The organism is Corynebacterium silvaticum (genome assembly GCF_004382825.2).
In the GTDB taxonomy this organism is placed as follows: Bacteria; Actinomycetota; Actinomycetes; order Mycobacteriales; family Mycobacteriaceae; genus Corynebacterium; species Corynebacterium silvaticum.
The window spans coordinates 347,209-371,977 of the sequence record NZ_SDQO02000002.1; the positions used below are offsets into that span (position 1 = coordinate 347,209).

The window sequence follows — 24,769 nt, forward strand, 5'->3', positions numbered from 1 at the left end:
TGCGTTAGTGCATCGAGTCTGGTAAGAACGTAGAAATATCGTCGAAAGTTTGAGTCATATGTGCGCGCATGGCGTCTTTGGCGGCTTGCTCATCTCTTGCGATAACGGCATCTAAAATTGCATGGTGATGTCTACTCGCACGCTTGCGAACCTCATCCACGGCATTGGTCTTGCGCCGCGATTCCGCTAAAGCGCCCGCCAACGGAATCATGAGTGCTGAGACGAAGGGGTTTCCCGTGGCCTCAAGCAGCGCGGTATGAAATGCAACGTCTGCGTCAGTGGTGGCTGCTACGTCGCCACGCTCGGTGGCGGCGTCGTAAGCGGCAAGTGCCTGCGTCATCTTTTCAATATCCGCCTCGGTGGCGCGGGCTGCGGCCAGCCCCGATGAGCCGACTTCGATCATGCGCCGGACTTCCGTGAGATAAATTCCGATGGTTTTGGGGTCTAGGCTGCGCGAAATCACGTCCATGCGGGAGCGCACATAATTCCACTGGTTGATGGGGGTTACAAAGGTGCCGCGGCCATGGACCACCTCCACGACTCCGCGATCTGCGAGGGTACGCACTACCTCGCGCATCGTGGGGCGGGAAACTTCCAGGTAGGCGGCAAGGTTTGTCTCCGGCGGAAGGGCGTCGCCAGGGCGGAACGTGCCATCTGCGATGGCGTCCATTATTTTCTCGATGCCTTGAGTGACCAGATCGGTGCGCACGGTTTTTCCTTCCAAATACTTCCTACTGGGAAATGTACCGTACCCGATGTCATCGACTGGGGCGGCTGCGCGTATTAGCGTGGAATAAACGAGTCCTAAAGGAGCGAACATTATGCGTCTTGCAACTATAAGAACCCACGGAACGACGACCGCTGCGCGCATCGAGGACACGAATCTCGCCGTAACTATCCCGGGCTTTGCCGACGTCGGCGAGTTGCTCAACAACCCCAACTGGCGGGAGCTGGCGGAATCGGCTGACGGAACGACTGTGAGGTTTTCCCCGCAGGATCTGCATGCGGTTGTTTCCCTCTCCCAAAAAGATCATCTGCGTGGGTCTGAACTATGCCAATCACATCAAAGAAATGGGGTGCACGCTGCCGGAAGTCCCTACCTTATTTATTAAATTTTCTGACGCACTGACCGTGCCTTTCGACGACATCCTAGTTCCTCCGTGGGCTAATGGTGCCCTCGACTGGGAAGGCGAGCTGGCTGTGGTGATCTCGCAGCGTGCCCGCAGAGTGAGAGCCTCAGAGGCGGAGAACTATATCGCCGGGTATGCAGTGATGAATGACTACAGTGCCCGTGATTATCAATACGCAACGCTTCAGTGGCACCAGGGAAAATCCTTAGAAAAGACGACAGGGTTGGGTACCTGGCTAACCACGAGTGAATCCTTTGATCTTGGCGGGGAGTTGAGCACGTATCTGAATGAAGACAGGATGCAAAATGCTGCTACCAGCGACTTTGTGTTTAAAACGGCCGATCTTATCCAATACATCACGCATCTTTATCCGTTGGATCCGGGAGATGTGATTGTGACTGGAACCCCTGGTGGGGTGGGGCATGCTCGTGATCCTCGGCGGTATATAGGCGATGGGGGTGTGGTGACGGTGAAGATTGAGGGTTTAGGGCGTATTGCTAACAGGACCATTTTTGAAAAGTGATAAACATCTTAACGATTCTGTAAGTATCTCATGCATTTATAAGTAAACTTGGGAAAGTATTGCCATTTACCCATTTATTTATTATGTACGGAGGTCCCTCAATGATTCTAAGGAAGATGTGTACAGCTGCGGCGATAGGTGTGATGATCGCTGCGGGGGTTCCTGCTAGCCAGGCGTTGCCCTCCGACGGATACTTTGACACGACGAATATCCCGTCAGAGACAAAGGTGAACCAGGGCGACCAGATTCACCCGGAAGACTCAAAGTATGGGCATTCCTATTGCACCGCCGGCTATGTCGATGCCGATAACGGTCGCGTATGGCTATCAGGGCATTGCGGAGCAGACGGTGCCAAAGTGTATATGACAAACATAAGCGAGAAATCGGGACGATTAAGCAGAGATACTATAAAGAGCTAACAGAAGGACAATGGCCTCGGGGGAAGCATAATTTCCGGGCCAATGACCTAGCGTATGTGCAGCTTACTGATAAGTCTCTTGCCGGGAAGAATGTGTTTTCCGGAAACCGCGTATACGAGCCTCAAAAAGGCGACACGATCTGTTATTACGGAGCTGCTTCAAAGAAAACCTCTTGTTCAGAAGTGCTCAACACAGATTCATATCTAGTCGCGGCCGGTGAACTCGGCACAATAACAGGTGATTCTGGTGGACCCAACTGGGTTCCCGGAAAAGGCTATGTGGGACAGACCTTGGGCGTGGTCTCGTGGGATAACACAGATGCAAGTGTCTCGGTGATTCGTAAGCAAGATGTCGATATGACCTCACCTGCGGTTCCATGGACGCAGGACTATGAATTTGCATTCCCCACTCCAGATGAGGCCAAGAAAGCACAAAAAGCTGAGGTGCTTTTGCCGATGGTCTATCAAGAAACCAAGCAGCGCGAGGAAAGCAACGCGTGGAAGTTTGATGAGTACCTCTCGGATTTAGGACATGCAGGGAATACTGCCGAGCTGCGTGAGGTTATTCAGGAACACAAAACAGCATTAACCAGCGTTGTAAACAGCAACCCTTGGGGCAGCAATGATGAAGGCAGGGTTTCTTTTCTCACCGCAGTCACCAAAGTGACAGAACTGGGCGAGGAGATTAATCGTCTCATAGAAGAAAAACGCGCCACGTAAGGCTGCAAAAGGTGGTCACCGGCTGGATTGTCGGTGACCACCTTTTTAAGAACTTCTAGTGGCTAGAGAACTTCCTCCACCACACCGTTGACATTATGTATTTTAAAGCTGCTTGCTTTGCCTTCCAACAGCGCGGTTTCCATATCCTCGTACATGCGTGCATCTTCATTCACATCATTGGTGTTACTCATAAAAGAGAAATCCTCCTGATTGGGTTAGATACTTACGGACTCGGGATGAGTGGACGTCAGTGTAACTACGCCATGGCGCCGATTACAGGGAGTCTGGTGGCTCGTGCGTTTGCCGCAAAGGCGGTAACGTTAGTTTCTTGACGCTGATTCTTTTTTAGCGCAGAGAGTCCAAGCTTTGTGTGCAGGGATGTTATCGCTAGGGGCGACCACCCTTGAGGGGACAAGCATGGCCCTCACTCAGCATGAGATATATGTAACAGATGGCAGGTGCCGCCTGAGCGAAGGGGCAAAGCGCTTGCTTTAGGCCGCGCTGATTGTCGTTTTTGAGAACGCTAGAAATCGCGACCAGTGGCTTTGCGGAGCATCGGGCCTCTAGCGTTCCCAAAAACGACAAATTCCCTTGCTGCTGGGCAGGAAACCACTAAACCCCTGAGCTGGACGCTAAATATTCCAGCTCAGGGGGCGAGAAAAATACAGTGGAAAAGAACTAGACCAGGCGTTCCTTGCGCAGCTGATCAACCACGGGCAGCTCTAGGGGAGCGAGCTCACTAAGAGCCACGCCCATGGCCGTAGCCAGCAGGAGGTCGGCTAGCTGGGGGTTGCGGGCAAGTGCTGGGCCGTGCATGTATGTGCAGATCACATTTCCTTGGACTGCGCCTTCTGCGGTTATTTGCTCAGGGTTTGCTGATGCCTGGGAAATGCCGTATTCATCTGTGTTTCCCACACCGCGGGTGACCTTTCCTAGCGGCTGCGCATCAGGGCCGAGGAGAGTGGCACCCATGTGGTTTGCAAAGCCGGTGAGAGGTTCCGTTAGCTCGGAGGTGATGCCGTTGCGTGTCGGGTTGGCTTGGAGTTCTCCGATGGTGCGTTTGGCTAGGGAGGCGGTGGTGGCGTCGATAAGCCCTACGCCATCAACCATCCTGCCGCTTGCCCGGAAAGACTGGCCGAGCACTTGAAGACCAGCGCAAATGCCTAGGATCGGGCGGCCGGCGTTTGCTGCTCGAGTGAGGCCGCCGTCTGCGATGAGATGCTCTGCGGCAAGGATCTGGGCTGTGTCTTCACCGCCACCTAGGCAATAAATATCCAAGGATTCCGGTACTGCTTGGCCCATCCTCACCGTATGAATTTCTGCGGTGAAACCACGCATGCGGGCGCGTTGCCTTAACACCAAAGCATTGCCGTCGTCGCCGTATGTGCTCAGGATATCGGGAAGGATGAGTCCAATAGAAAGATCAGTCATTAGGACTCCTTTGCGGCCGCGATGGCCTTTTTCAAATCGCGGAATGCGGTGTAATTGGCAAGGACCTCGACGCGGCCAGCAGGGCAAGCCTTGATGGCGTGCAGAGGATTCTTGATGAGCTCATGTTCTACCGAGGCATACGTCAGCCGCACTGAAAGGTCAGTGCCGCGTTCGCCAGAAGCCTTTACAGATAGCTCATCGAGCTCTTCAAACTTAACGTCCCAGAGCCATGAGAGATCTTCACCATCCGCGACCTGGCCATTAACTGCAATCACGAGACCTTCCGCGGTGCGGTCGACCATGGATAGCGCTTCTTGCCAGCCTGCCGGGTTTTTAGCCAAAAGTAGATGAATCTGGTGTTGCCCAAGAGTGATGGTGGAGTAGCGCCCCGCTACATCGTCGACAGCTTCTACCGAGCGAATCGCTTGGGGAAGCGGGACATGGAAGCATTCCACGGCGGCAGCTACCGCTTGGGTAGCGTTACCACGATTGGCGTTGCCGGGAAGCGCCAGATTGAGAGGAGAGAGCTGCGTTGTTGGTGCATCTGTGCGCGCCGGGGAGGCTAGGCCTTCAGCAGTGATGCTCCACTGCGGGGTCGGGCGACGGAATTGTTCGCCGTTGGGCAACGGCTTGACTGCGTACCAGTCGGCACCATCGTGGACCACGTGCCCGCCAGTGCGCGGGCAGGAAACGGAATCGCCTTGCCAGCCGGCTCCTGCGGATACCCACACAACGTTTTTGGCGTCGTAGGCGATGGAGGTAACAAGTACGTCATCACAGTTGGCGATCACGGTCATCTCGGGGTGTTTGATCACGCACTCGCGGAGCGCACGCTCAATCTTGTTGATTTCTCCGACCCTGTCCAGTTGGTCGCGGGTGAGGTTGAGGAGGATTAAGCATGATGGCTTGAGACGGTCTGCGACGGCTGGGACGTGGAGCTCGTCTACCTCAAGGATCACATGGCTAGCCTCCTGACCTGCCATGAGTGCGGAGATGATGCCGGCGTCCATATTGTCGCCGCCCTCGTTGGTTGCCACAGTATGTTGTGCACGTACCGCGGATGCGAGCATACGGGTGGTAGTGGATTTACCGTTGGTGCCAGTGGCGATGGCGACGGGGCGATTGTCGCCTAGCGACGCCATGATGTTCGGGTCGATTTTCTCGGCTATAAGGCCGCCAATCATTCCGCCCGACCCACGACCGGTGGCACGCGAAGCGGTTGTGGCCAAGCGTGCGGCGCCGATGGCAAGGCGGGTGCGCAGATTCAAACTCATGGGACCAGAGTTTAGTCGTCTTCGCGCGCCTTCCCCGGTTTGACGTCTACGACAGCCCGGAGGAATTCCTCATCTGTTATCAATGGAATCTCTTTTCGGTGCCCATGCATGGCTTTTCCAACGAGGTCTTCTTTTTTATTGCACACCACAACGCTGGACTTACGCGTGAGTTTTTCGTTATACGCTAATCCGGTGCGCAGGGTCGCCTCGATGATCACATCTGGATCTTCCGTGATCTCTGGGGCGATCACCACCTCCATGCCTTGCACAAAGCCGCTGTCGGGGGAGTACACGCCTGGATTCTCGTACTCGCGTGGGACCTCCATGGCGTCCACTCGGATGTCTGAGCGCTGCAGCCCAAACTTGTCTGCCCGCAGCTGCTCGGGAGTATAAGAGGAGATGACTCCGCACGCTTTTTCTACAAAGTGCATGCGTGCGATGAGCAGAGTTTCCTCGCGGGATACCTGCGATTCCGGGCGCGCGGCACGTTCGAGCGAGGCAACCGGGGACGGGGAGTCGAGGCCTAGCGCATGAGCGACGGCGCGGATACGGATGTCTTCAAAAGCAACGCCTTGTCGACGCGCCGTTGCTAGCGTATCGACGATCAGACGTGGGCGCGGAATATGCCCTACTCGTTGTCGACGGTGATTGCGGTTCCTGTGCCGGGCACGGTTTGCCCGAGCAGCGGTACTCATGGCTCGACGAGACTCGGATACGAGGAAACCCCAGGTATAAGGCGTGTTGTGGAGGATGAGGGTGCGGCCGTCGATAAGCTTGCCCAGCGGTTTTAATATATGGCTAAATTTTTTGCCTTGCGCGATTTCTTCCCTGCTGAGCCCGTGGAGATGGAAGGGGCCGGGGTTATCGCCAGGGTTGACGACGGCGTGAAAATGGTCGACTTCCTCCCCGTCTTCGGTGAACGTGACGGCATCGACAGTAATGAGACGAGAAGTAGACGGGTGGATACCGCTTGTTTGTATCGATAACGCTACGTAAGGAGCATGCTCAATCTCAGCTGCTCGGTCTGCGTTGGGGTCGCCTACTTGCTTGTTGGTCATAGGAACAGTGTAGTTGGCGTATTTGACGGGTAAGCGTGGCGAGGGCTTGCGGGGGTCACACGATAAACCTGGCAGGGGTGAAAACTCCCACATCCAAATTAATCACATTGTTATAACAATCTTAGTTAATGGCATCTCGGACGGTTTTGTGTGTGATTAGCTAAGAAATTTATATGTGTACAGGGATTGCAATGCTCTGTGTGGATGTAAGGGTGGTCATTTTTGGTGAATTTGTGGGTTTATGGGGCATTGTGCGTTCTTTAAACGTGGGAATGGTTGTGGAGGTGCGGGAAGTTTAGGTGGACATATCCCACATTTGGGGCGTTGGGGCTTTTTCTTGGGGGGTGGGAGAGGTTTTCCTTAATGTGAAACTTAATTTAAAATAAATATAAAACATGTATTAACTTGACATTGTTATTATGTAACTTTAAGGAAAGTTGCCCCCAGGGTGTTACCCATCATGGGGATCCGGCGTGTCAAGGATCTTGGAGGATCTGAAACTATGAAGAAGCTTGTCTCAGCAGTGGTGAGTTGTGCGATTGCAGGATCGATTTTGACTGCGCCGGTGGCTGGTGCGCAGGAAACTCGGCTTGACAGCCTCGTGATTACACACAACCGAGATGGAAGCCCACATGTTATTGGGTCTTGTACAGGTAATGGGACCGGTGATCCTAACGTCAGGTTGACTCAATGTAAAGATGCATCGATAAAGGAATTGGCTGGTCTGATCTTCAAAAGCGATAAGATAATCGCCTAGCAAGAACAAAAGTTGCAGCAACAATCCGAGCGATTCTCTGAAATCTCTCGCTTGTTTGAAACTGAGCAAGTTTACAATAAGTTTTTGGAAGGTTTGATCGATGACGGAATTGATCTTATTGATCAACTGATTTCGCAGAATCAGGGACAGCAGCAAAAATTCATGTTTTAAAAGAAAATCTGGACAAGCTGCAAAACGATCTCAATGCCTCTAATAAGCGCATTGAAGATGCCGAAGCAGAAAATCGAAAAATCCGTGAGCAGCTTCTAGAGGGTCTGGACATTATTGATAAGCAACATGAACTGCTCGAAGAGCAGAATGCTACAATCAAGCGTTTGATAGATCAAGTCCAGGATTTGGAAAAAGACAGTGAGACGTTAAATGCAGATAATGAAACGTTGCGAGGAAATGTTCAAAAAGCATTGGACGCCTTGAAGAAGTCTCTAGAAGAAAACAAAGAACTTGCAGAGAAGAACCATGCATTGAAAGAGCAGCTTGACAATGCGCAATCAAAGATCGAAGAGCTTGAGAAAAAGTACGCCGAAGCTCAGAGCGATATCTTGGGTTTGAAGAACGACAATAAGCGTCTGGAAGATTTGAACAAGAAGAACTTGGACAAGCTTGGCGAGACCGAAGGCAAGCTCAACACTGCTTCTATATTGGCCACAGTGTTTGGTGTGATTTCGGCTATCGCAGCGATCATCGGAATTGGTGGCTTCCTCAAGCCAATCATTGATCGCTTCTTCCACCACCGTTAAATATAAGAAAACCGGGCGTATAGGCCTGGGGGCTTAAGGCGCTGCCCGAATATGGGCAGCGCCTTTTGTGTTCTAAAGATCAAAGCCTTGGGTGCGAGCAATCTCAAAGGTGAGGTCGCGGTTGTCTTTGATCGGTGGATTTTTTTGGAGGGTTTGGATGGTGAAGCTGTCCACTCGCTGGTTAGCATTGCGGAGGTCGTAATAGGTGGTCATGGTGGAGTCATAAGAGGACATGGACTCTGTCCAGTCTTCCGGCTCGTGATAGCCATTTTCCATGATTCGGAGGCTCTTGGGCATGCGTGGTTTGAGCTGGGGCGATTGGTTTGGCCAGCCCAGTGTCATGCCAACGACAGGGAACGTGAGTTCCGGAAGTGCGAGCACGTCAATTACGGCGGCAGCGTCGTTGTGAACGTTGCCGAGGAAATTAACACCCAGGCCGAGTGATTCCGCCGCGATGCATACGTTTTGGGCCATGAGGCAGGCGTCGGTAAAGCCTTGGACAAAATTGCGCGGGTACCCGGCGGGCTCGGTCGGGGCGTCGTTATGAGCAAGGATGCGTTTGGTGCGGTACAGATCGACGATAAAAAGAAGGTAGATGGGGGCTCTGCCTACGTATTCTTGCGTGCCGATTGCGGTCAGCTGCTCGCGGAGTTTGGGATCGGTGACGCGGATAATGCTCGCGGTCTGCATTCCAAGGGAGGTTGGGGTGTGTAATGCCACTTGGAAGATCTGGTCGAGTACGTCTTCTGCGACGGGCTCGGATGTGAACTCGCGAATCGTGCGGTGATTGAGCTGGGTGCGGATTGTTTCGTTCATGAGTCTCAACTGTAGCGGGGGCGCATGTAGTGCGGTCGCAGGAAACCCCACCAAAACTGTGCTTTGGTGGGGCAAAAGTAGGGGAGGACTAGCTCAGGGCGCGATTGACCGCCGAGGTAATGGCCTTGAGGGAAGCGTACGTAATTGATCCTGCGATACCTACGCCCCAGTAGCGCTGTCCGTTAACGTCGGCCAGAATGTAGGCGGCGGATTCTGCGTCGTCGCCTGCGGTGCGGGCATGCTGCTCGTATTCCTGCACTTCCACGTCGATGCCCAGGGATTCGAGTGCATTGGCATAGGCAGCGATGGGGCCGTTGCCGTGGCCTTCGATGGTGGTTTCTTTGCCTTGGAATTCCAGAGTGACGGCAATATGGGCCTCGTCTGTTTCATTCTGGGCGGCGTCGACACGCATAGCGATCTGTTCGATTGGTGCGGTGCGATCCAGGTATTCATGGGCAAAGATGTCCCACATGTTCTTGGACTCTACTTCGCCGCCCTCGGCATCGGTGACGCGCTGGACTACAGAGGAGAACTCCACCTGCATGGGGCGCGGGAGTGCGATGCCGTGGTCGGTCTTCATGATGTAGGCTACGCCGCCCTTGCCGGACTGCGAGTTGACGCGGATGACTGCCTCGTAGTTGCGGCCCACGTCCTTGGGGTCGATGGGCAGGTAGGGAACTTCCCAGGTTTCCTCGCGGAGGTCTTCCCATGAGACATCGGTGTGGGTCGCTCCGGGGCGAACTCGCGACGCCATAGCGTCCAGGCCTTTGTTGACGGCATCTTGGTGGGAGCCAGAGAAAGCCGTAAACACCAGGTCGCCGCCGTATGGGTGGCGCTCGGGGACGCGCAGCTGGTTGCAGTATTCTACGGTTCGGCGGATCTGCTCAATATCGGAGAAGTCGATTTGTGGGTCTACTCCCTGTGTGAGCATGTTCAGCCCCAGGGTGACCAGGCAGACATTTCCGGTGCGTTCGCCATTGCCAAAGAGGCAGCCCTCGATGCGGTCGGCACCTGCCATGTATCCGAGTTCGGCGGCGGCAACACCGGTGCCACGGTCGTTATGCGGGTGCAGTGAGAGAATGATGGAATCGCGACGGTTCAGATTGCGATGCATCCACTCGATGGAGTCGGCGTACACATTGGGAGTGGCCATTTCCACGGTGGAAGGCAGGTTGATGATGATGGGATGCGCGGGGCTGGGGTTCATGACCTCGACTACTGCATCGATCACTTCTTTTGTGTAAGCGAGTTCGGTGCCGGTGAAGGACTCGGGTGAGTATTCCCATCGCCAGTTGGTGTCTGGGTAATCGGCGGCAATAGTTTTAATCAGTTCTGCCGCGTCTGTGGCCAGCTTTTTTATCGCCTCTTTATCCCTTCTAAACACAACATCGCGCTGCAGAATAGACGTGGAATTGTAGAAGTGAACGATAACGTTTTTTGCGCCCTCGCAGGCCTCAAAGGTGCGGCGAATGAGATGTTCTCGCGCTTGCACCAGAACTTGGATGGTCACGTCCTCGGGGATCATGTTTTTCTCGATGATCTCACGGACAAAATCAAAGTCGGTCTGCGAGGCAGAGGGGAATCCCACCTCGATCTCTTTGTAACCCATGGTGACCAGCAGGTTAAACATGCGGCGCTTGCGTTCCGGGCTCATGGGGTCGATAAGCGCTTGGTTGCCATCGCGCAGATCCACGGCGCACCACTGCGGCGCGGACTCAATGGTGACGCTGGGCCACGTACGATCCGGCAGATCGATCTTTTCCACTTCTGCAGCAAAGGGTCGGTAGCGGTGGACAGGCAGGTCGGATGAGCGTTGCTTGTTCCAGGTGGCTTGGCCGGCGGCAAAGTTGCCGGAAGGGGTACGAATGTCGGCCGGTGCGGAGATAAAGGCGTCGGAGGAAGCCATGATGAGTGTCCTTGAATGCAATCATTGAGAGGAGGACAGTATTCTGGGTACTGTCCCACGACCGGCTACACCAAATATCCGCGACGGGGTGCCGGCCGTGTTTTCTAGGCCTGTGACCCGCCGCGGCATAGAAGAAGTAGGTTCATGCCTGGCATGTGGCATAGCATACATATGATGTGAAGTGTTTCCAGTGAAAGTAGCCTTTCGGGGGTGAAGTAAGGGGCATCATGATTGACGCACGAGATGCACAAGCCATAGACGCGGCGAAGTTGTATTACGCTTCGGGGCATGGGCAGGCAGAGGTAGCACAACGTTTGGGTATTTCGCGCCCTACGGTGTCTAAATTGCTTAGCTATGCGCGGGAAAAAGGTTTTGTCACCATCACCCTCAGTGACCCCCGTGAACAGGGCGATGAGATTGCGCAACGCCTCAAAGAGCACTTTAAGCTTGACGACGTCCGCGTGGTGCGCCCAGTCAGCCCCGACAAGGAAGAGCTGCTGCGGGAGTTGGGTAATGCGGGTGCCTCTTTATTGGAGGACTTGGTATGTGATGGGATGTCGGTAGGCATCTCTTGGGGCAACACCCTTAACAATGTGTCGGAGCACTTGCGCTCACTCCCGCGTCATGACGTGAGCGTGGTACAGCTCAAGGGTGGGCACTCATTGAGTGAGCGCAGCACAAATGACTTGAGCACCTTGACTCGTTTTGCGCGCGCTTTTAACGCGGAGATGAAGCTCCTGCCTTTGCCCGTGATTCTGGATAGTCGTGAAGCTAAAGACCTCGTTGTGCGCGATCGTCATATTTCCTGCATGCTAAGCGCTGGCGCACATGCCGATGTTGTGGTGTTTACTGTTGGGTCTGTCCAGCGGGAAAGTTTGCTGCTTAACCTGGGGTATCTCTCGGAAGGGGAGATTGATCGGTTGCTCACGCATGCCGTGGGCGATATTTGTTCGCGGTTCTATACGGCTACGGGCGAGGTTGCCGATCCCGCGATTGACGCCCGAACCGTGGGGATTTCCATTGAAGATCTCAGCACGCGGCCAACGCGTGTGCTTATCGCCGGTGGGGTGGATAAAGCAAAGGCGATTCGCGTTGCCCTTGAGATGGGGACCACCACGCATCTGGTTACGGATTTTGGGGCTGCACAAGCCGTGCTGGGGGAGTGACGTGTGCGGGAATAATTCTGGGATCAGCTAGAGCCGAGGGGCATTGGGCCCTCGGCTTTTGGTTTTTCCAGATGGTGGGAGGGGGCTCGGAGAGAAAAGGGGAAGTCCTAGAAAAAGGTGGAACGAAAGTAAAATAGGGCATTGACATATGTTCCGCGGTGGACTTATCCTGTGGATGTAGCACACCACGTGCTGTTGCGCCGATGCCTCGGAAGCATGAGTAGGGGCACGGTCTCTTAACGCTTATATCGTGAGGAGTAGCTGAAATGGCTGAAAAGTCCACGCCCCATATCAATCCACGCGGTGTTGATATCGCAGATACGGTTCTGCTTCCAGGTGATCCACGCCGCGCGAAATTCATTGCGGAGACGTACCTCGACGACGTTGTTCAATTCAACGAGGTTCGCAACATGCTTGGATACACCGGAACGTATAAAGGAACTCCAGTTTCTGTGATGGGATCGGGAATGGGAATGCCCTCCATCGGTATCTACTCGTGGGAGCTCATCAACATCTTTGGTGCGCGCAACGTTATCCGGGTGGGCTCAATTGGTTCTTTGCAAGAAGACATCAACCTGTATGACATCATCGTGGCATCGTCTGCTTCCACGGACTCCAACTTCCTAGAGCAATACAACTTGCCAGGTACATACGCGCCTACCGCGTCCTGGAAACTGCTGAAAGCCGTGGTCGATGAGGCTGACAAGGCTGGTCAGGAAGTGCACGTGGGCAATATCTTGTCCTCGGATATCTTCTATAACGCTGATGAGACCGCAAGCGCCCGCTGGGCTCGGATGGGTGTCATGGGCGTGGAGATGGAGTCGGCAGCACTGTACTCCATTGCTGCGTACGCGGGTGCTCATGCGTTGGGCCTGTTTACCGTGTCGGACAATATCCCCAAGGGGGAAAGCACCACATCTGAGGAACGTGAAAAGGCATTCACCTCGATGATGGAAATCGCTCTTCCGCTCGCGGGAATCTAGTGGGAGGCCATCATGTCTCATACAAACGTCGATGCGCGTAACGGCACAAGCCATACGGGCATAGTTAATCCTAAAGCGGCAGTTCCTGTACTCCTGTTTTCCTTTGTCTTTTGCTTAATTGTGGACAATGGATTTAAAACAATGACTGGCCCAATGGCAGCCGGTTTGGGTATTGATCCGAATACCGCGAGCCTCCAAGCCTCTCTTGCCGGTGTGATCATCGGTATCGGCGCTGTGGTGTATGCCGCGCTTGCCGACACCATCTCCATCCGCAAATTGATGCTCGTAGGAATTGGGCTGATTGCAGTCGGCTCGATCATGGGCTTTGTATTTTCCGGTTCGTGGCCGATGGTGCTGTTTGGTCGCATTGTTCAAACCGCCGGTCTTGCTGCTGCGGAAACGCTGTACGTGATCTATGTGACCAAGCATCTTTCTGAAGATGATCAGAAGACCTACCTGGGCTTTTCCACTGCAGCTTTCCAGGGTGGACTGCTAATTGGGGCTTTGACCTCAGGTTTTATCTCCACATACGTTTCATGGACCGCTATGTTCTTGGTTCCGCTGATCTTGATTCTTGTGGCTCCTTTCATCCAGAAGATGGTTCCGGAGGATGAAGCCGTAGAGGGAACGTTCGACGCTCTCGGGCTCTTCTTGGTGTCCGTGTTCGCTGCTTCTTTGACCATTTACATGCAAAAATTCAATCCGTTGTGGCTGATCCCCACGGTGCTCGGAATTGTCGGTTTTGTGGTTCATGTAAAGAAGAACAAGAAAGCGCTCGTCTCGCCGGAGTTCTTTACCAATGGTCGGTATGTGTGGGCGATTGTCCTGGTGTTCGTGATCTATTCCACGCAGCTAGGGTTTATCTTCTTGCTCCCCTTCGCCGCGTCCGACGTTCACGGGCTTTCGCAGGATAAAGCTGCACTGCTCATGGTCCCGGGCTATGTCTGTGCAATTTTGGTGGGCATTTTCTCCGGCGCAATCGGCAAAGTCCTGAGCTCTCGTCAGACTATTTACACGGCTTTGTCCATGATCTTCCTGTCACTGGTGATCGCGGCGCTCGGCCTGAACCTGCACATCGCGGTATTGATATGCGCGATCGTTCTTTTCGCCTCTGGCTTCGCCCTGATGTACGCGCCATTGGTGAATACCGCATTGATAAATATCACAGCTGCAAAGTCGGGTATCGCTATCGGTTTTTATAACCTGACCATCAACATCACGATTCCGCTGGGTATTGCCTATACCGCAAAGCTCATGGATCTACATTTTGGCTACTCGACGATCCTGTGGGTGCTCGCTGCGATCGCTTTGATTGGTGCAACTATTTACGTCCTTGCAGACCGGCGCATGTCTAGTACTGAACGTGCACGTGGCGTGTATGTGGCGTAGAAGGCGCGTCAGCCTTCAGCATTATTTTTACTTTTCTTCAAACACTAAGGAGATTTTCCATGTCGTCTCAACTCACCCGCTCTCAGGTCGCCGCAATGATCGATCACACTCTGCTCAAGCCGGAGGCTACTGAAGCGGATGTGAAAGAACTGGTTAAAGAGGCTGCACAACTCGGCACATACTCTATCTGCATTTCGCCTTCGCTACTTCCGGTAGAGGTTCCTGAGGGTGTCCATATCGCTACCGTGGTGGGATTCCCCTCGGGTGCCGTCAAGCCTGAGATTAAAGCTAATGAGGCATCCCGTGCGGTTCACGACGGCGCTGAAGAAGTAGATATGGTGATCAACCTGGCCTTGGTTCGAGAGGGACGCTTTGAGGATCTCCAAGCGGAAATCGCGGCGGTGCGCGCGGCAGTACCTGCGCCAAACGTGCTCAAAGTAATCCTTGAGACCGCAGCGCTTGACGACGACCAGATCGTGCGTGCCTGCGAAGTCTCGGAGAAAGTCGGCGCGGACTTTGTCAAGACTTCCACCGGTTTCCATCCTGCAGGTGGCGCCAGCGTGCATGCTGTGGAGATAATGAATCGTACTGTCGGCGGGCGTCTTGGCATCAAAGCATCGGGTGGTATCCGTGACACAGAAACCGCAAAGGCCATGATTGCCGCAGGTGCAACCCGATTGGGCTTGTCTGTTTCCGCAGCTGTTCTAGCTGGATTCGACGAGTAGCGGAAAGGTAGGGCAGCGGAAATGACAAACGCATTGATCGAACGCGCGCGTGTTTGGGCAGAGCACGATCCGAATCAGGAAAGCCGTGAGCAGATTGAGGCATGGATTGCCGCGCACGACGATTCCTCGCTCGCGCGTGCTTTTGCTGCTCCTCTTCACTTTGGTACCGCAGGCTTGCGTGCGCAAGTGGGACCGGGTGAATCGCAACTCAATGAAGCAACGATTCTGCGCACCACGGCTGGCCTCATGGCGTGGCTGTTGGAGAACCTGGGCCACGACTCAGTGCCCCGCGTAGTGATTGGTTGCGATGCTCGGCACGGGTCTTCAGAGTTTTATACTGCTGCGGCGGAGGTTGTCTCCGCAGCTGGTGGCGAGGCCTTGGTTCTGCCTCAGCAAAACCCGACTCCTTTGACTGCATATACGGTTAAAGCGTTGGGTGCGGACGCTGGAATAATGGTTACGGCCTCCCACAACCCGCCAGCCGATAATGGGTACAAAGTGTATCTGGGCGGCAGGATTGCCACTGGCGACGCTGAAGGCGTGCAGCTTATCGCACCCGCCGACGCAGAAATCGCTGAGGCTATAGCAGCGGCCCCATTCGCTGATCAGATTGCGCGCAATCGTGACAATATTCTTGAGGTTGACACCCGCGAGCACTACGTCGAGCGGACCGTAGGACTTGCCGGCGCAGACATTAGCGAGGAAGCACGCGCCAATGTGCGAATCGCACTGACCGCTATGCATGGCGTGGGTGCTGCCCTGGGGAAAGAAATTTTGGAGAAAGCGGGATTCGAGGTTTCCCTTGTTCCAGAACAAGCAGAACCTGATGCAGATTTTCCCACTGTATCTTTCCCCAACCCTGAAGAAAAAGGGGCGTTGGACCTGGCCAAAGCTCATGCGCATGCCATTGATGCCGACGTGATTATTGCCTACGATCCCGACGCAGATCGATGCGCTGTAGCCACCAAAGACGCCACTGCTGAGGGTGGATGGCGCCAACTGAGTGGTGATGAGACAGGCGCTCTCCTGGGCGAATATCTCGGTGCTACAGCTACGGGATCGTATGCCAACTCGGTAGTATCAGGCCGGCTCCTGGCTCAGATAGCTAAAGCGCATGGGTTGGATCATGCACAGACTCTTACCGGGTTTAAGTGGATTGCGCGCACTCCTCACCTTGCTTTTGGTTACGAGGAAGCCATCGGATACTGCTGCGATCCGGAGGCGGTAGCGGACAAAGATGGAATTTCTGCGTCGGTGGTCGTGGCAAGCCTCGTCGCAAAGCTTAAAGCGGCTGGGCGAACGCTTGATTGCGCTCTCGACGACCTAGCCAAGGCACACGGTCTGTATATGACGGCCCCGCTGACATTCCGCGTGGAGGATCTGTCCATCATTGCTGAGGGAATGAAGACCTTGCGTACCACGCCGCCGACGGAGCTTGCCGGCTCGAAAATCACTGAAGTGATTGATCTGTCGGAGGGCACGTTAGGTTTTGGCGCCACGGATGGGATGATGTTCCTAACGGAAGATAACGATCGGGTGATTTGTCGACCCTCTGGAACTGAACCAAAGCTTAAATGCTATTTAGAGGTCGTTCGGCCAGCTGGCGAGGATGGCATGGACCGTCGGGGAGCACAAGATCGGCTCGCGGCGATCGCCGAAGATTTGCACAGGGTTTTGGGCGTGTAACTGTGAATATTAGCTAGTCCCCGCTGTTTTTGGCGGGGATTTAGCTATGTGCGGGGGTGCAAAAAGATGTAGGGTTTATTGTGGAAAAATAGTCATTTGCAGGAATTATTACATAGCGAATGTGATACGCACACGTATGCATGAAGTGTGACGGGGGTGGGGAGGTGGAAAGATATATGCAATACTTGCACAGTATTGCAAGGGTGGAAATTTTTCGGCTAGAGGTTAAACCGATGTTTGTTTTGCCCGTCTAATATGAGGGGTCGGGGGTGGAAATAAGGGGGTAATTATGGGGCGAGCAGTGATTTTTATATGAGAAATTAGGGGACGTGTACGCAATCTCGGGCTACGGGATTTGAGAAAGCTGAGAAAAATATCATCATATTTGTCGTGGGTGCTTTGCTATTTTAAATATCTTTCATGCGAGGCTTACGCTGCTATTCGTTAAAAAGCTGGCACACGAGGTTATGTAGAAATCCACGAACAGGGCTTTTTGATTTTCCCCTCCCCATAGACTCTTGGGTCTCCCAATGGCAGGCGCGTTCTTTTGTGATGTTTGCTGATCTGGGTGGCCTGGTAATAGGAAAAATGAGAAGTAAGCCCTTTAAAAAAGTAGTTGCCTTGCTCACTGGTATCGCTGTTGCACTCAGCGTGAACACCAGCGTTCAAGCTCAGGAAACTGGCCCAGCTTACCTTGGTTATCTTGATAGCGCCGCGGCCGTGAAAGCGCCTTTCGGCGATGGGCGTAATCAGTATGATTCGACCGTTCCGCCACTAGTGGTCAAGCCGGAAAACGGTGGAGCTGAAGAGCTGGCTTATTGCTTTAATATAGAGAAGCCGTATCCAGTTTTAAAGGATTCTCTGGCATCCAATACGGGTGACGTATTCAATAAAGGCATTAGCCTCCGCTATAAGAGCAATTACGGCACTTCTCTTCAGGGATTTGCTACTAAATGGCGCGGCACTGAAGCCGATGCTGGTGTGCTTAAAGCTTATTTATAATGGTCACAGCCATGATGCGGCAGGTCTGAAGCAGAAACTTGAGCTTACGGATGAAGAGTTCCGATACGCGACCCAGCTTGCTGTGTGGTACTGGACAGATAGCACGGATAGCACTAAATATCTCTTTGGTGCTGGTGTGAGTACTAATAAGATTGAACAAGCTGTCAAGATTCTCACTGGTCAGAACGTGACTAGTGTTGATCTTAAAGAAGTTGACCCGAAGCTGGTGACGCTGACGATCTACAGCCCTTACAGTCTGGAAAATAAATCTGCTGGGTATCAGAATCTTTTGAGTATTAAGTTCGTGAATCCGGAAACAGGCGACTCTGTTGATCCTGTAGACTCGACCAAGACAACGCCAAAGGAGCCTGAAGCTCCTAAAACTGAGTCTGAGAAGCCTAAAGAACCTGAAGCTCCCAAGACTGAGGCCGAGCAGCCGAAAGAGCCTGTAGCTCCAACGTCTGAACCACAGGTTCCGCAGGAGCCGGAAGCACCGAAGTCGGAAGAAGTTAAACCAACTTTGAAAACCTCTGCGACTGATCAGTCTGATGATGACAAACAGATCTCAGCAACCGGCGGAAAAGTTGTGGACAAGGTTACCTACACTGGCCTTACCGAGGGGCAGAAGTACCTTGTTGAAGGCGAACTTATGGATAAAGAGACCGGTAAAGCTACTGGAATCAAGGCGGAAGCCGAGTTCACTGCTACAAAGTCTGAAGGCACAGTAGACGTTATTTTTGATGTTAATGCCGATCAAGCTGGCAAGACGCTCGTGGCATTTGAGAAGCTTTATAAGGCGGACGACAAGAGCACCGTTGTCGCTAGCCATGAAGACATCAATGATGAGGCGCAGACTGTCGTTGTTGATGATGAAGATGTTGTTCCTGGCGATGAGGATCTCACGCCTGTGACTCCAGAGGATTCTTCCTTCAACTGGAAGTATCTGATTCCTCTTGCATTGATTCCTGTTATCGGTGCTTTGGCATGGGGTTCTTCTCAGGGCAGTAGCTCCGCTGCAACTCCGACCAATCCGGCATACGCAGCTCCTGGCGTTCCCGCACCTGCTACCGCTACCTCTACGCCGGTACCGGCTCCTGCGGCTGTAGCTACGACTGCAGCGCCAGCGAAGAAACAGTTGGCTGCTACAGGTGCGAGCGTTCTGTACACCCTATTGGCAGCATTGTTGCTTGTTATTGCTGGTGTATTCCTCGTGCGGTTGCGTCGTCAAGGCTAATTCTGTTTGTGACTAGCTAGCACTAAAGTGCCCTTCCTGGAGTCAGGGAGGGCACTTTTTGGTGTATGCGAGAAATCATAATGAGGAGGGTAACCATTAAGGGGGTGGTTTATGGGGTACTCGGGGCGAGAACTCCACAGTATTTGTTTATATAAATAGTAAGTGTTAAAGCTGGGGTTTATTAATTATTTGTTGTGAAAAGCGGTTTACACTAGGCGTATGGTTTGTGGCGTTTGGGAAAATGCCATGTAATAATGGTAAGAAAAAAATACCCATTCTGCCATAAATAGAATTTTATTTTCGCGTACTTTATAAGGGTGATAGCCTGGGAATATCGAAGATAGTCAAGCCTCAGGATGGGACACGCCATCCATGGCCGAGCTGCTTTGACTCATGAAGAACCATACTAAGCGGCCTTTTCCTTAATAAAATTCCAAAAAATGCAAGTTCAGATTGCTTTATTGTGAACTGGTGTTGGAAACCAAGCTTGCTCGACCTTGAGAAAGCGGAGACAGCGCTTAGTTCAGTAAAGCAAGGATGGGCTTTTACTTGAATAAGTTAAGCGGTACTAAAGTACCCTCCCCGAAACGGCTTAGGCGTACGGTTACTGCGGCTATAGCAACAATCAGCGTGGGATTTGGTGGTTTCCTTGTCCCAACAGCTTCAGCTGAAGAGAAAAGTGCTTACTCTGATGGCATTGGTCGCAATGAGATCGGACCAGAGACTTTAGAAAAACTAAAGCCTGAAGTTGTCGGTGGTAACCAGTCTGTATCCGTAGGAGATGCAGTCACCTATAAATACACTGTAAAAAGACCGGCTTCCCGCAGGACCCGAACAATGTGACCGCGCAGCGATGGGTTCGCATGGTGATTACGCAAGACCCAAATGTTCCTTTCACTGAGGACCCGGCAGCCGGGAAGTTTGGTATCCCCGGCGGTGCTGTAGTCACTAAAACAGGGGAGAATGAGTGGACTGTTGTACTGGGAGCGGAGTATGGGGCTTGGTAGCCAGGGAATACTGAAGCCGCAAATGCCCATAACGATGGGTTGTTTAAGGTAAATAATGATGCGCATCCACTGTGGTCCACCTCAGATTCTAAAGCTCCAGCCTGGAAGCCGCCTGCAGAGCTCACGATCGAGATTCCCGCAAGCGTGAAAAAATCTGATGGGACTCCTTCTGCCGGTACGATTACGGTAACATCTGGTCGTCTTGCCGACGTTGCATTGAAAGATGAATTAGATAAAGCGACCTTTGTTTCGAACGAGGGCAAAGGAACGTGTACTTGGGATGCCACATATGAAACCAAATTAGTCAAGCAGGACGTTGGTTATTGGGTTCAGAATGTTTTGATTGGATCAAACCCAGAGGAAGTCCGTGACTATAGTTCATTGCCATATGAATACCAGAATATGGTTAGGTATAGGCCGACCCTGATCAACGGTGAAGTTTCCCTTGGTGACCGGCAGATCGGCAAAATACAACCTATTTATAGTGGAAAAGATGATCGGCTAGGGTACTTAATTGGTGATTTAAATATCACTGAAAATGTGCCTCCGTTTACGTCTTCTGAATGGCTTGAGCCAACAGTGCCCGTCAAGGTTACGTATTCTTATACGAATCCATGTGGCATGAAGGTTGATGAGAAGTACGTCAGAGAGAACCCACCATTTGTAGGAGGACCTTCAAATGGTTCGCCATACCCAACTCTTCAACGCGACTACACCTACGTCGAAGCCTCCGGCGTTTACGTTGGACTCGTCCGCCCTCCAGAGGAGGCTTCGGCTACGGCGCAGTTCGTGTTCAACCAGGACCTGGTCTCTCTTGGCGATTACGTGTGGTTCGACCGCAACGCTGACGGCAAGCAAGGGGATATCGCAACCGAACCTGGCGTCGGCGGCGTAAAAGTCTCCTTGCTTTATGCCGACGGTAAACCCGTCAACAAGCCAGGCACGAGTGAACCTTATACGGTCACCACTGACGATTCCGGCAAGTACCTCTTTGAGAAGCTCCCCAAGGGGATGTACAAGGTGCAGTTCGATGCAACGAACGTACTGCAGACAAACTCCCGGAAGGAATCCCAGCTTTCTTTAACTTCACCACAAAGGGTGCAGCTCCTGACCAAAAAAGATGGCACCGATTCCGATGTTATTCCTGAAGCTTTAATTTCGATGACGGATGCCGTGGACTTGCAGCAGGATCGCACGGATATTGATGCTGGCTTGATCGCAAAGGCTCGTTTCTCTGTATCTAAGATTCTCGATGGAACTGATGCTGGCAAACAGGTCGGCACGACAGAGCGTGAACTCCAGGACGGAAAGCTCGTTGTTGAGCACAAGATCACGGTGAAGAATGAGACTCCTGGTATCGCAGGAAAAGCTCCTCAGGTTCTCGACGAGCCTCTGAGCGTCCCTGGTTTTGAGGTTGAATCTCTCACCGTCGATGGAAACCCAATTCAGAAAACCGGCAACGATTACCTGGTCTCTGCAGAAAAAGACGTCACCGCAGATAACGAGAAGCAAGAGTACCTGGTAAAGGTCACTTACAAGCGTGCAGCTGGTAATACAGCCACTGGCGCACTAACTAAGGCCGAGGCAGATGCTATTGGGCAATGCTCGGATCAAAGTGGCACAACCAAGGGAATCGTTAACAAGGTCTACCTTGGAGACGACAAGAATGAGGCTGACGCAGACGCAGAGAAAGACAAGAACAACTGGGATTGCGTCCCAGTAAAGGGCGTCGATGAGCCCGTGGGTTCTGTCTCTGTCGGAGACTTTGTCTGGGTGGATGCTAATGAGAACGGCATCCAGGATGCAGGCGAGGAGGGCCTTGCCGACGTCACGCTGGAGATCGTTGGTCCAGACGGCAAGCCAGTGACAGACGTCAATGGCACCCCGGTAAAGGATGTCACCACTCGTGCAGACGGCAAGTACACCTTCAGCGATCTTCCAGTATTGGAAGAAGGTCAGAAGTACACGGTACGGGTTGTAGATGTTCCTGAAGGCTATGAGCCAACCAAAACCGGTGAGGGAACAACAGATACAGATTCCTCCACAGATGAAGCCGAGACTGTCGCGGATCTGACCAAGCCAGGCGCAGAGGATAACTCTCTAGACTTCGGCTTTATTCAAGCTGAAGATCCAAACAAACCTGACTTCCCGGATGATGAAGATCCAGAAGGCCCATCCTTTAACTGGAAGTATCTGATTCCTCTTGCGTTGATCCCTGTTATCGGCGCTTTGGTGTGGGGTTCCTCGCAGGGCAGTAGTGCTCCTGGAACTCCTGCAGCACCGGCTCTTACTGCTCCTCAGGGGCCAGGGGCTACCTCGGCCCCGGCTACAACTGCGCCGCAGACTCCTGCGTCTGCCGCACCTAAGGCTCCTATGAAGAAGCAGCTGGCTGCTACTGGTGCGAGCGTTTTGTACACGCTATTGGCAGCATTGCTACTGGTTATTGCTGGTGTATTCCTTGTTAGGTTGCGTCGTCAAGATTAGTTCTTGGCTACTAGATGACCAGTATTAAATAAGGCGCTATCCACTTTGTTGGGTAGCGCCTTGTTTGTGGTGTCGTCGAGAAGCAAATGCGTACAATGCGGTGTGCATCCGCCATAGATAGACATACGAGACGAAAGACGGACATTTATGCGCAGGGACACAGTCCGCACAACCTCGGGAGATGGGGCGCTGGGGCAGCGGTATCGGTCTTTTGTCGCGTGGTTGGATTTTCCTAGTATCAGGCCGCAGCGCATGGTGGTTTGGCAGGATTGGCTGGCTGCCTCTGTCCTTTTTGTGGCAACTGCTTTGGTTCGGCTCGCTTTTTTGCTGTGGATGCGTGGCGACGCCAGCCTTGAGGCGTTGGTCTCTAAGTGGGATGGTCGAATTTACTTAGCCATTGCTCAATACGGGTATTTTAGCGAGGCCGGGGGCACACCAGATCCCGATATATATCAGACGCGGCTTGCGTTTTTCCCGGGATATCCAGGGCTGATAGCCGCGGTGCACACAGTGACTCGGCTGAATTATCTCACCAGCGCGCTCTTGATCTCTTATATTGCAGGGGTCGCGATGACCGCCGGCGTGATGGCGATGGCCGCACGTATGGGGGCCAACAAGCGGTTGAAGCTGGCTGCCGCGATGCTGGTGCTGGGTGCGCCCATGAGCACCACTTTCACGATGGTCTATACCGAGGCAATCTTTTTGGCCTGTGCCGTGTGGGCTTTGGTCGCCATGGTGGATAGACGCTGGGTACTGGCGGGAATTTTTACTTTTTGTGCGGGCTTTTTCCGACTGACCGCAATTGATCTCGTGGCGGCTTTTGCTGTGGTAGTTGCCCTCTATGCGGCCCGCAATTGGCGAGCATGGGCTGCCGTCGCGGTCTCTACGGTCCCGCTGGTGAGTTACCTGATGTACGCATCGCATTACACGCGTGACATTGGCGGTTACTTTGGCATGCAGACCAAAGGCTGGCACTCTACCTTTGACTTTGGTCGCGCTACTGCGATTTGGGTGAGCACTCAGCTGCGCGAAGGCAACAATGTGGGCTACCTGCTGTCTATTGTGTCCATCGTGGGAGCACTAGGCGCAGTCATCGTGTCTTTTAGACGGCTTCCGCTGGCGTATTGGCTGTTCGGAGCAGCGATTACGGCTAACGTTGTGCTTTCCGACGGCATCATGCACTCACGTCCCCGGCTGCTACTGCCAGCAGTGGTGCTTTTACTTCCCGTTATTTTCCAGTTGGCTAAGGGGCGTTACGTGTTGCCCGCAGCTGCGATGTGTTGGTTGCTCTTGGGTGCATGGTTCTCCGCGCACATGATCGCGGTGTTCCAATGGGCGATCTAGCGGGCGCTTCCCCTAGGCGCGTTATGCGCTGCCCACACCGCGTCGTGATAGCGCAAACGTGGACAAAATCATGGCGATCAAAGCCAGAAGCATCCACAACCAGTTAGCCCCCGACACTTGGAATTGCTCGCCCAGGACGGCATACCCCAGGGCGAAGGCGACGATGGGTTCCGTCACTGTCATGGCCGGCAGGGAGTTTTTCAGGGCACCGGCGTTAAAGGCATACTGTTGCACAACCGTGCCCAGGATCGCCCCGGCAGCAAGGGAATAGCCCTGCCATGTGGTGGCAAGGGCAAAGAATCCCCCGTGGGTGAGCACATCTACGGTGGCCTTAGAAAGGACGGCTACGTAGCCATAAATTCCGCCGGTGACTATGCCTAAGAGCAGGGCTTTTTCGTTCCTGATCTGCTTTTGTGCAAAGCGTTCTAGGACAAAAAGGACGAGAAAACCTATGGCCAGTGCGGGAAGCCAGCGTCCCAGAGGTGGTTGTGGGTCGCCCGCGGAAGGATTCCCCAAAAGGACGAGCACCGCGACGGACACCGTGAGCAGTCCCGCCCACGTTATCTCGTCGATTGCCATGCGGCGGCCGTCGTAACGCGCGGAAAGCGGAAGCGTAAACATCAGAGACAACACGAGGATTGGCTGTACCACTAATAACGTGCCAAAACCCAGGGCGATAATTTGCAGCCCGTAGCCCGACAAGGCGGTGAAGCTACCGAGCCACCAGGCGGGGCGTCGAATAGCTTGCAAGAAAGGGGAGCCCTCGGCGGGTGCTTCTTCTGCAATACGATGGCGCACCACTGTGCCCCAGGCGATAGTGAGCGCCGAGGCCAGGGCGAACCCCATAGCAAGAAGAGTGCTGTACATCGACTTCTAGCCTATACGGGTTGGTGCTAGACGACGTAGCACTCGCGGAAGATAGTGCCCCCACTGCGCATGTGCTGCTAACAGGGGTAGA

At 53.3% G+C, this 24,769-nt stretch carries 17 protein-coding genes and 3 pseudogenes; 12 read left to right on the plus strand and 8 right to left on the minus strand.

Annotated elements, in window-relative coordinates; translation table 11 throughout:
* Window positions 1-4: 4 nt before the first annotated feature.
* The gene (locus tag ET810_RS05825) at window positions 5-709 is read right to left on the minus strand and encodes a FadR/GntR family transcriptional regulator (RefSeq protein ID WP_134316398.1); all 705 of its coding nucleotides are present in this window, start codon (window positions 707-709) and stop codon (window positions 5-7) included.
* 112 nt (window positions 710-821) lie between these two features.
* Between ET810_RS05825 and ET810_RS05830 the strand changes: the two are divergent.
* The 3 genes and pseudogenes from ET810_RS05830 to ET810_RS12610 all read left to right on the plus strand — a co-directional run bounded on the left by ET810_RS05830 (window position 822) and on the right by ET810_RS12610 (window position 2,791).
* Window positions 822-1,653: pseudogene (locus ET810_RS05830) on the plus strand (fumarylacetoacetate hydrolase family protein).
* Window positions 1,654-1,754: 101 nt separating this feature from the next.
* On the plus strand, window positions 1,755-2,072 hold the full coding sequence (locus ET810_RS12605; RefSeq protein ID WP_225870246.1) for a hypothetical protein: 318 nt from the start codon (window positions 1,755-1,757) through the stop codon (window positions 2,070-2,072).
* A 56-nt stretch (window positions 2,073-2,128) separates the two neighbouring features.
* Window positions 2,129-2,791 (plus strand): hypothetical protein, encoded by a 663-nt coding sequence (locus ET810_RS12610; RefSeq protein ID WP_225870245.1) that lies wholly within the window; start codon window positions 2,129-2,131, stop codon window positions 2,789-2,791.
* 62 nt (window positions 2,792-2,853) lie between these two features.
* Here the strand turns inward: ET810_RS12610 and ET810_RS13010 are convergent, their stop codons facing one another.
* The 4 genes from ET810_RS13010 to ET810_RS05855 all read right to left on the minus strand — a co-directional run bounded on the left by ET810_RS13010 (window position 2,854) and on the right by ET810_RS05855 (window position 6,554).
* The gene (locus ET810_RS13010) at window positions 2,854-2,982 is read right to left on the minus strand and encodes a hypothetical protein (protein ID WP_259484379.1); all 129 of its coding nucleotides are present in this window, start codon (window positions 2,980-2,982) and stop codon (window positions 2,854-2,856) included.
* Between the two features lie 487 nt (window positions 2,983-3,469).
* Window positions 3,470-4,222 (minus strand): type 1 glutamine amidotransferase, encoded by a 753-nt coding sequence (locus ET810_RS05845; RefSeq protein ID WP_087453237.1) that lies wholly within the window; start codon window positions 4,220-4,222, stop codon window positions 3,470-3,472.
* Window positions 4,222-5,496, minus strand: a complete 1,275-nt coding sequence (locus ET810_RS05850; RefSeq protein ID WP_087453238.1) for a Mur ligase family protein — start codon at window positions 5,494-5,496, stop codon at window positions 4,222-4,224. Before ET810_RS05850 ends, ET810_RS05845 begins: the two co-directional genes overlap by 1 nt.
* An 11-nt stretch (window positions 5,497-5,507) precedes the next feature.
* Complete coding sequence (locus ET810_RS05855) at window positions 5,508-6,554, minus strand: DNA polymerase III subunit epsilon (RefSeq protein ID WP_087453239.1); 1,047 nt, start codon at window positions 6,552-6,554, stop codon at window positions 5,508-5,510.
* Window positions 6,555-7,646: 1,092 nt separating this feature from the next.
* On the opposite strand from ET810_RS05855, the gene ET810_RS12615 reads away from it, so the two are divergent.
* Entirely contained in the window at window positions 7,647-8,069 is a 423-nt protein-coding gene (locus ET810_RS12615) for an efflux RND transporter periplasmic adaptor subunit (RefSeq protein ID WP_225870244.1), read from the plus strand.
* A gap of 72 nt (window positions 8,070-8,141) precedes the next feature.
* Here the strand turns inward: ET810_RS12615 and ET810_RS05865 are convergent, their stop codons facing one another.
* Window positions 8,142-8,885 carry an NADPH-dependent oxidoreductase gene (locus ET810_RS05865; protein WP_087453240.1) on the minus strand — a complete coding sequence of 248 codons (744 nt, stop codon included), beginning with the start codon at window positions 8,883-8,885 and terminating at the stop codon, window positions 8,142-8,144.
* Between the two features lie 88 nt (window positions 8,886-8,973).
* A complete protein-coding gene (leuA, locus tag ET810_RS05870; protein WP_087453241.1) occupies window positions 8,974-10,791 on the minus strand; it encodes a 2-isopropylmalate synthase in 1,818 nt (605 codons plus the stop codon).
* Between the two features lie 227 nt (window positions 10,792-11,018).
* Here leuA and ET810_RS05875 point away from each other — a divergent pair, with 227 nt between their 5' ends.
* The 8 genes and pseudogenes from ET810_RS05875 (at window position 11,019) to ET810_RS05910 (ending at window position 23,811) form a co-directional block, all read left to right on the plus strand.
* Window positions 11,019-11,957, plus strand: coding sequence for a sugar-binding transcriptional regulator (locus ET810_RS05875; protein WP_087453242.1), 939 nt, complete (start codon window positions 11,019-11,021; stop codon window positions 11,955-11,957).
* A gap of 266 nt (window positions 11,958-12,223) precedes the next feature.
* A complete protein-coding gene (deoD, locus tag ET810_RS05880; protein WP_087453243.1) occupies window positions 12,224-12,940 on the plus strand; it encodes a purine-nucleoside phosphorylase in 717 nt (238 codons plus the stop codon).
* 12 nt (window positions 12,941-12,952) lie between these two features.
* Window positions 12,953-14,329, plus strand: coding sequence for an MFS transporter (locus ET810_RS05885; RefSeq protein ID WP_087453244.1), 1,377 nt, complete (start codon window positions 12,953-12,955; stop codon window positions 14,327-14,329).
* 59 nt (window positions 14,330-14,388) lie between these two features.
* On the plus strand, window positions 14,389-15,054 hold the full coding sequence (deoC, locus tag ET810_RS05890; protein ID WP_087453245.1) for a deoxyribose-phosphate aldolase: 666 nt from the start codon (window positions 14,389-14,391) through the stop codon (window positions 15,052-15,054).
* A 21-nt stretch (window positions 15,055-15,075) separates the two neighbouring features.
* Complete coding sequence (locus tag ET810_RS05895; protein ID WP_134316136.1) at window positions 15,076-16,740, plus strand: phospho-sugar mutase; 1,665 nt, start codon at window positions 15,076-15,078, stop codon at window positions 16,738-16,740.
* Window positions 16,741-17,328: 588 nt separating this feature from the next.
* A pseudogene (locus ET810_RS05900) lies at window positions 17,329-18,976 on the plus strand (VaFE repeat-containing surface-anchored protein).
* A gap of 549 nt (window positions 18,977-19,525) precedes the next feature.
* Window positions 19,526-22,467: pseudogene (locus ET810_RS05905) on the plus strand (SdrD B-like domain-containing protein).
* Between the two features lie 252 nt (window positions 22,468-22,719).
* Window positions 22,720-23,811 carry a hypothetical protein gene (locus ET810_RS05910; protein WP_134316169.1) on the plus strand — a complete coding sequence of 364 codons (1,092 nt, stop codon included), beginning with the start codon at window positions 22,720-22,722 and terminating at the stop codon, window positions 23,809-23,811.
* Between the two features lie 21 nt (window positions 23,812-23,832).
* On the opposite strand, the gene ET810_RS05915 is transcribed toward ET810_RS05910, so the two are convergent.
* Entirely contained in the window at window positions 23,833-24,678 is an 846-nt protein-coding gene (locus ET810_RS05915; RefSeq protein ID WP_087453249.1) for a DMT family transporter, read from the minus strand.
* Between the last annotated feature and the right edge of the window lie 91 nt (window positions 24,679-24,769).

Excerpts from the sequence above, each read along its gene's own strand:
- ET810_RS12605 (WP_225870246.1), top strand. The coding sequence starts at position 1,755 with ATGATTCTAAGGAAGATGTGTACAGCTGCGGCGATAGGTGTGATGATC.
- ET810_RS13010 (WP_259484379.1), bottom strand. The coding sequence starts at position 2,982 with ATGAGTAACACCAATGATGTGAATGAAGATGCACGCATGTACGAGGAT.
- ET810_RS05845 (WP_087453237.1), bottom strand. The coding sequence starts at position 4,222 with ATGACTGATCTTTCTATTGGACTCATCCTTCCCGATATCCTGAGCACA.
- ET810_RS05850 (WP_087453238.1), bottom strand. The coding sequence starts at position 5,496 with ATGAGTTTGAATCTGCGCACCCGCCTTGCCATCGGCGCCGCACGCTTG.
- ET810_RS05855 (WP_087453239.1), bottom strand. The coding sequence starts at position 6,554 with ATGACCAACAAGCAAGTAGGCGACCCCAACGCAGACCGAGCAGCTGAG.
- ET810_RS05865 (WP_087453240.1), bottom strand. The coding sequence starts at position 8,885 with ATGAACGAAACAATCCGCACCCAGCTCAATCACCGCACGATTCGCGAG.
- leuA (WP_087453241.1), bottom strand. The coding sequence starts at position 10,791 with ATGGCTTCCTCCGACGCCTTTATCTCCGCACCGGCCGACATTCGTACC.
- ET810_RS05875 (WP_087453242.1), top strand. The coding sequence starts at position 11,019 with ATGATTGACGCACGAGATGCACAAGCCATAGACGCGGCGAAGTTGTAT.
- deoD (WP_087453243.1), top strand. The coding sequence starts at position 12,224 with ATGGCTGAAAAGTCCACGCCCCATATCAATCCACGCGGTGTTGATATC.
- ET810_RS05885 (WP_087453244.1), top strand. The coding sequence starts at position 12,953 with ATGTCTCATACAAACGTCGATGCGCGTAACGGCACAAGCCATACGGGC.
- deoC (WP_087453245.1), top strand. The coding sequence starts at position 14,389 with ATGTCGTCTCAACTCACCCGCTCTCAGGTCGCCGCAATGATCGATCAC.
- ET810_RS05895 (WP_134316136.1), top strand. The coding sequence starts at position 15,076 with ATGACAAACGCATTGATCGAACGCGCGCGTGTTTGGGCAGAGCACGAT.
- ET810_RS05910 (WP_134316169.1), top strand. The coding sequence starts at position 22,720 with ATGGTGGTTTGGCAGGATTGGCTGGCTGCCTCTGTCCTTTTTGTGGCA.
- ET810_RS05915 (WP_087453249.1), bottom strand. The coding sequence starts at position 24,678 with ATGTACAGCACTCTTCTTGCTATGGGGTTCGCCCTGGCCTCGGCGCTC.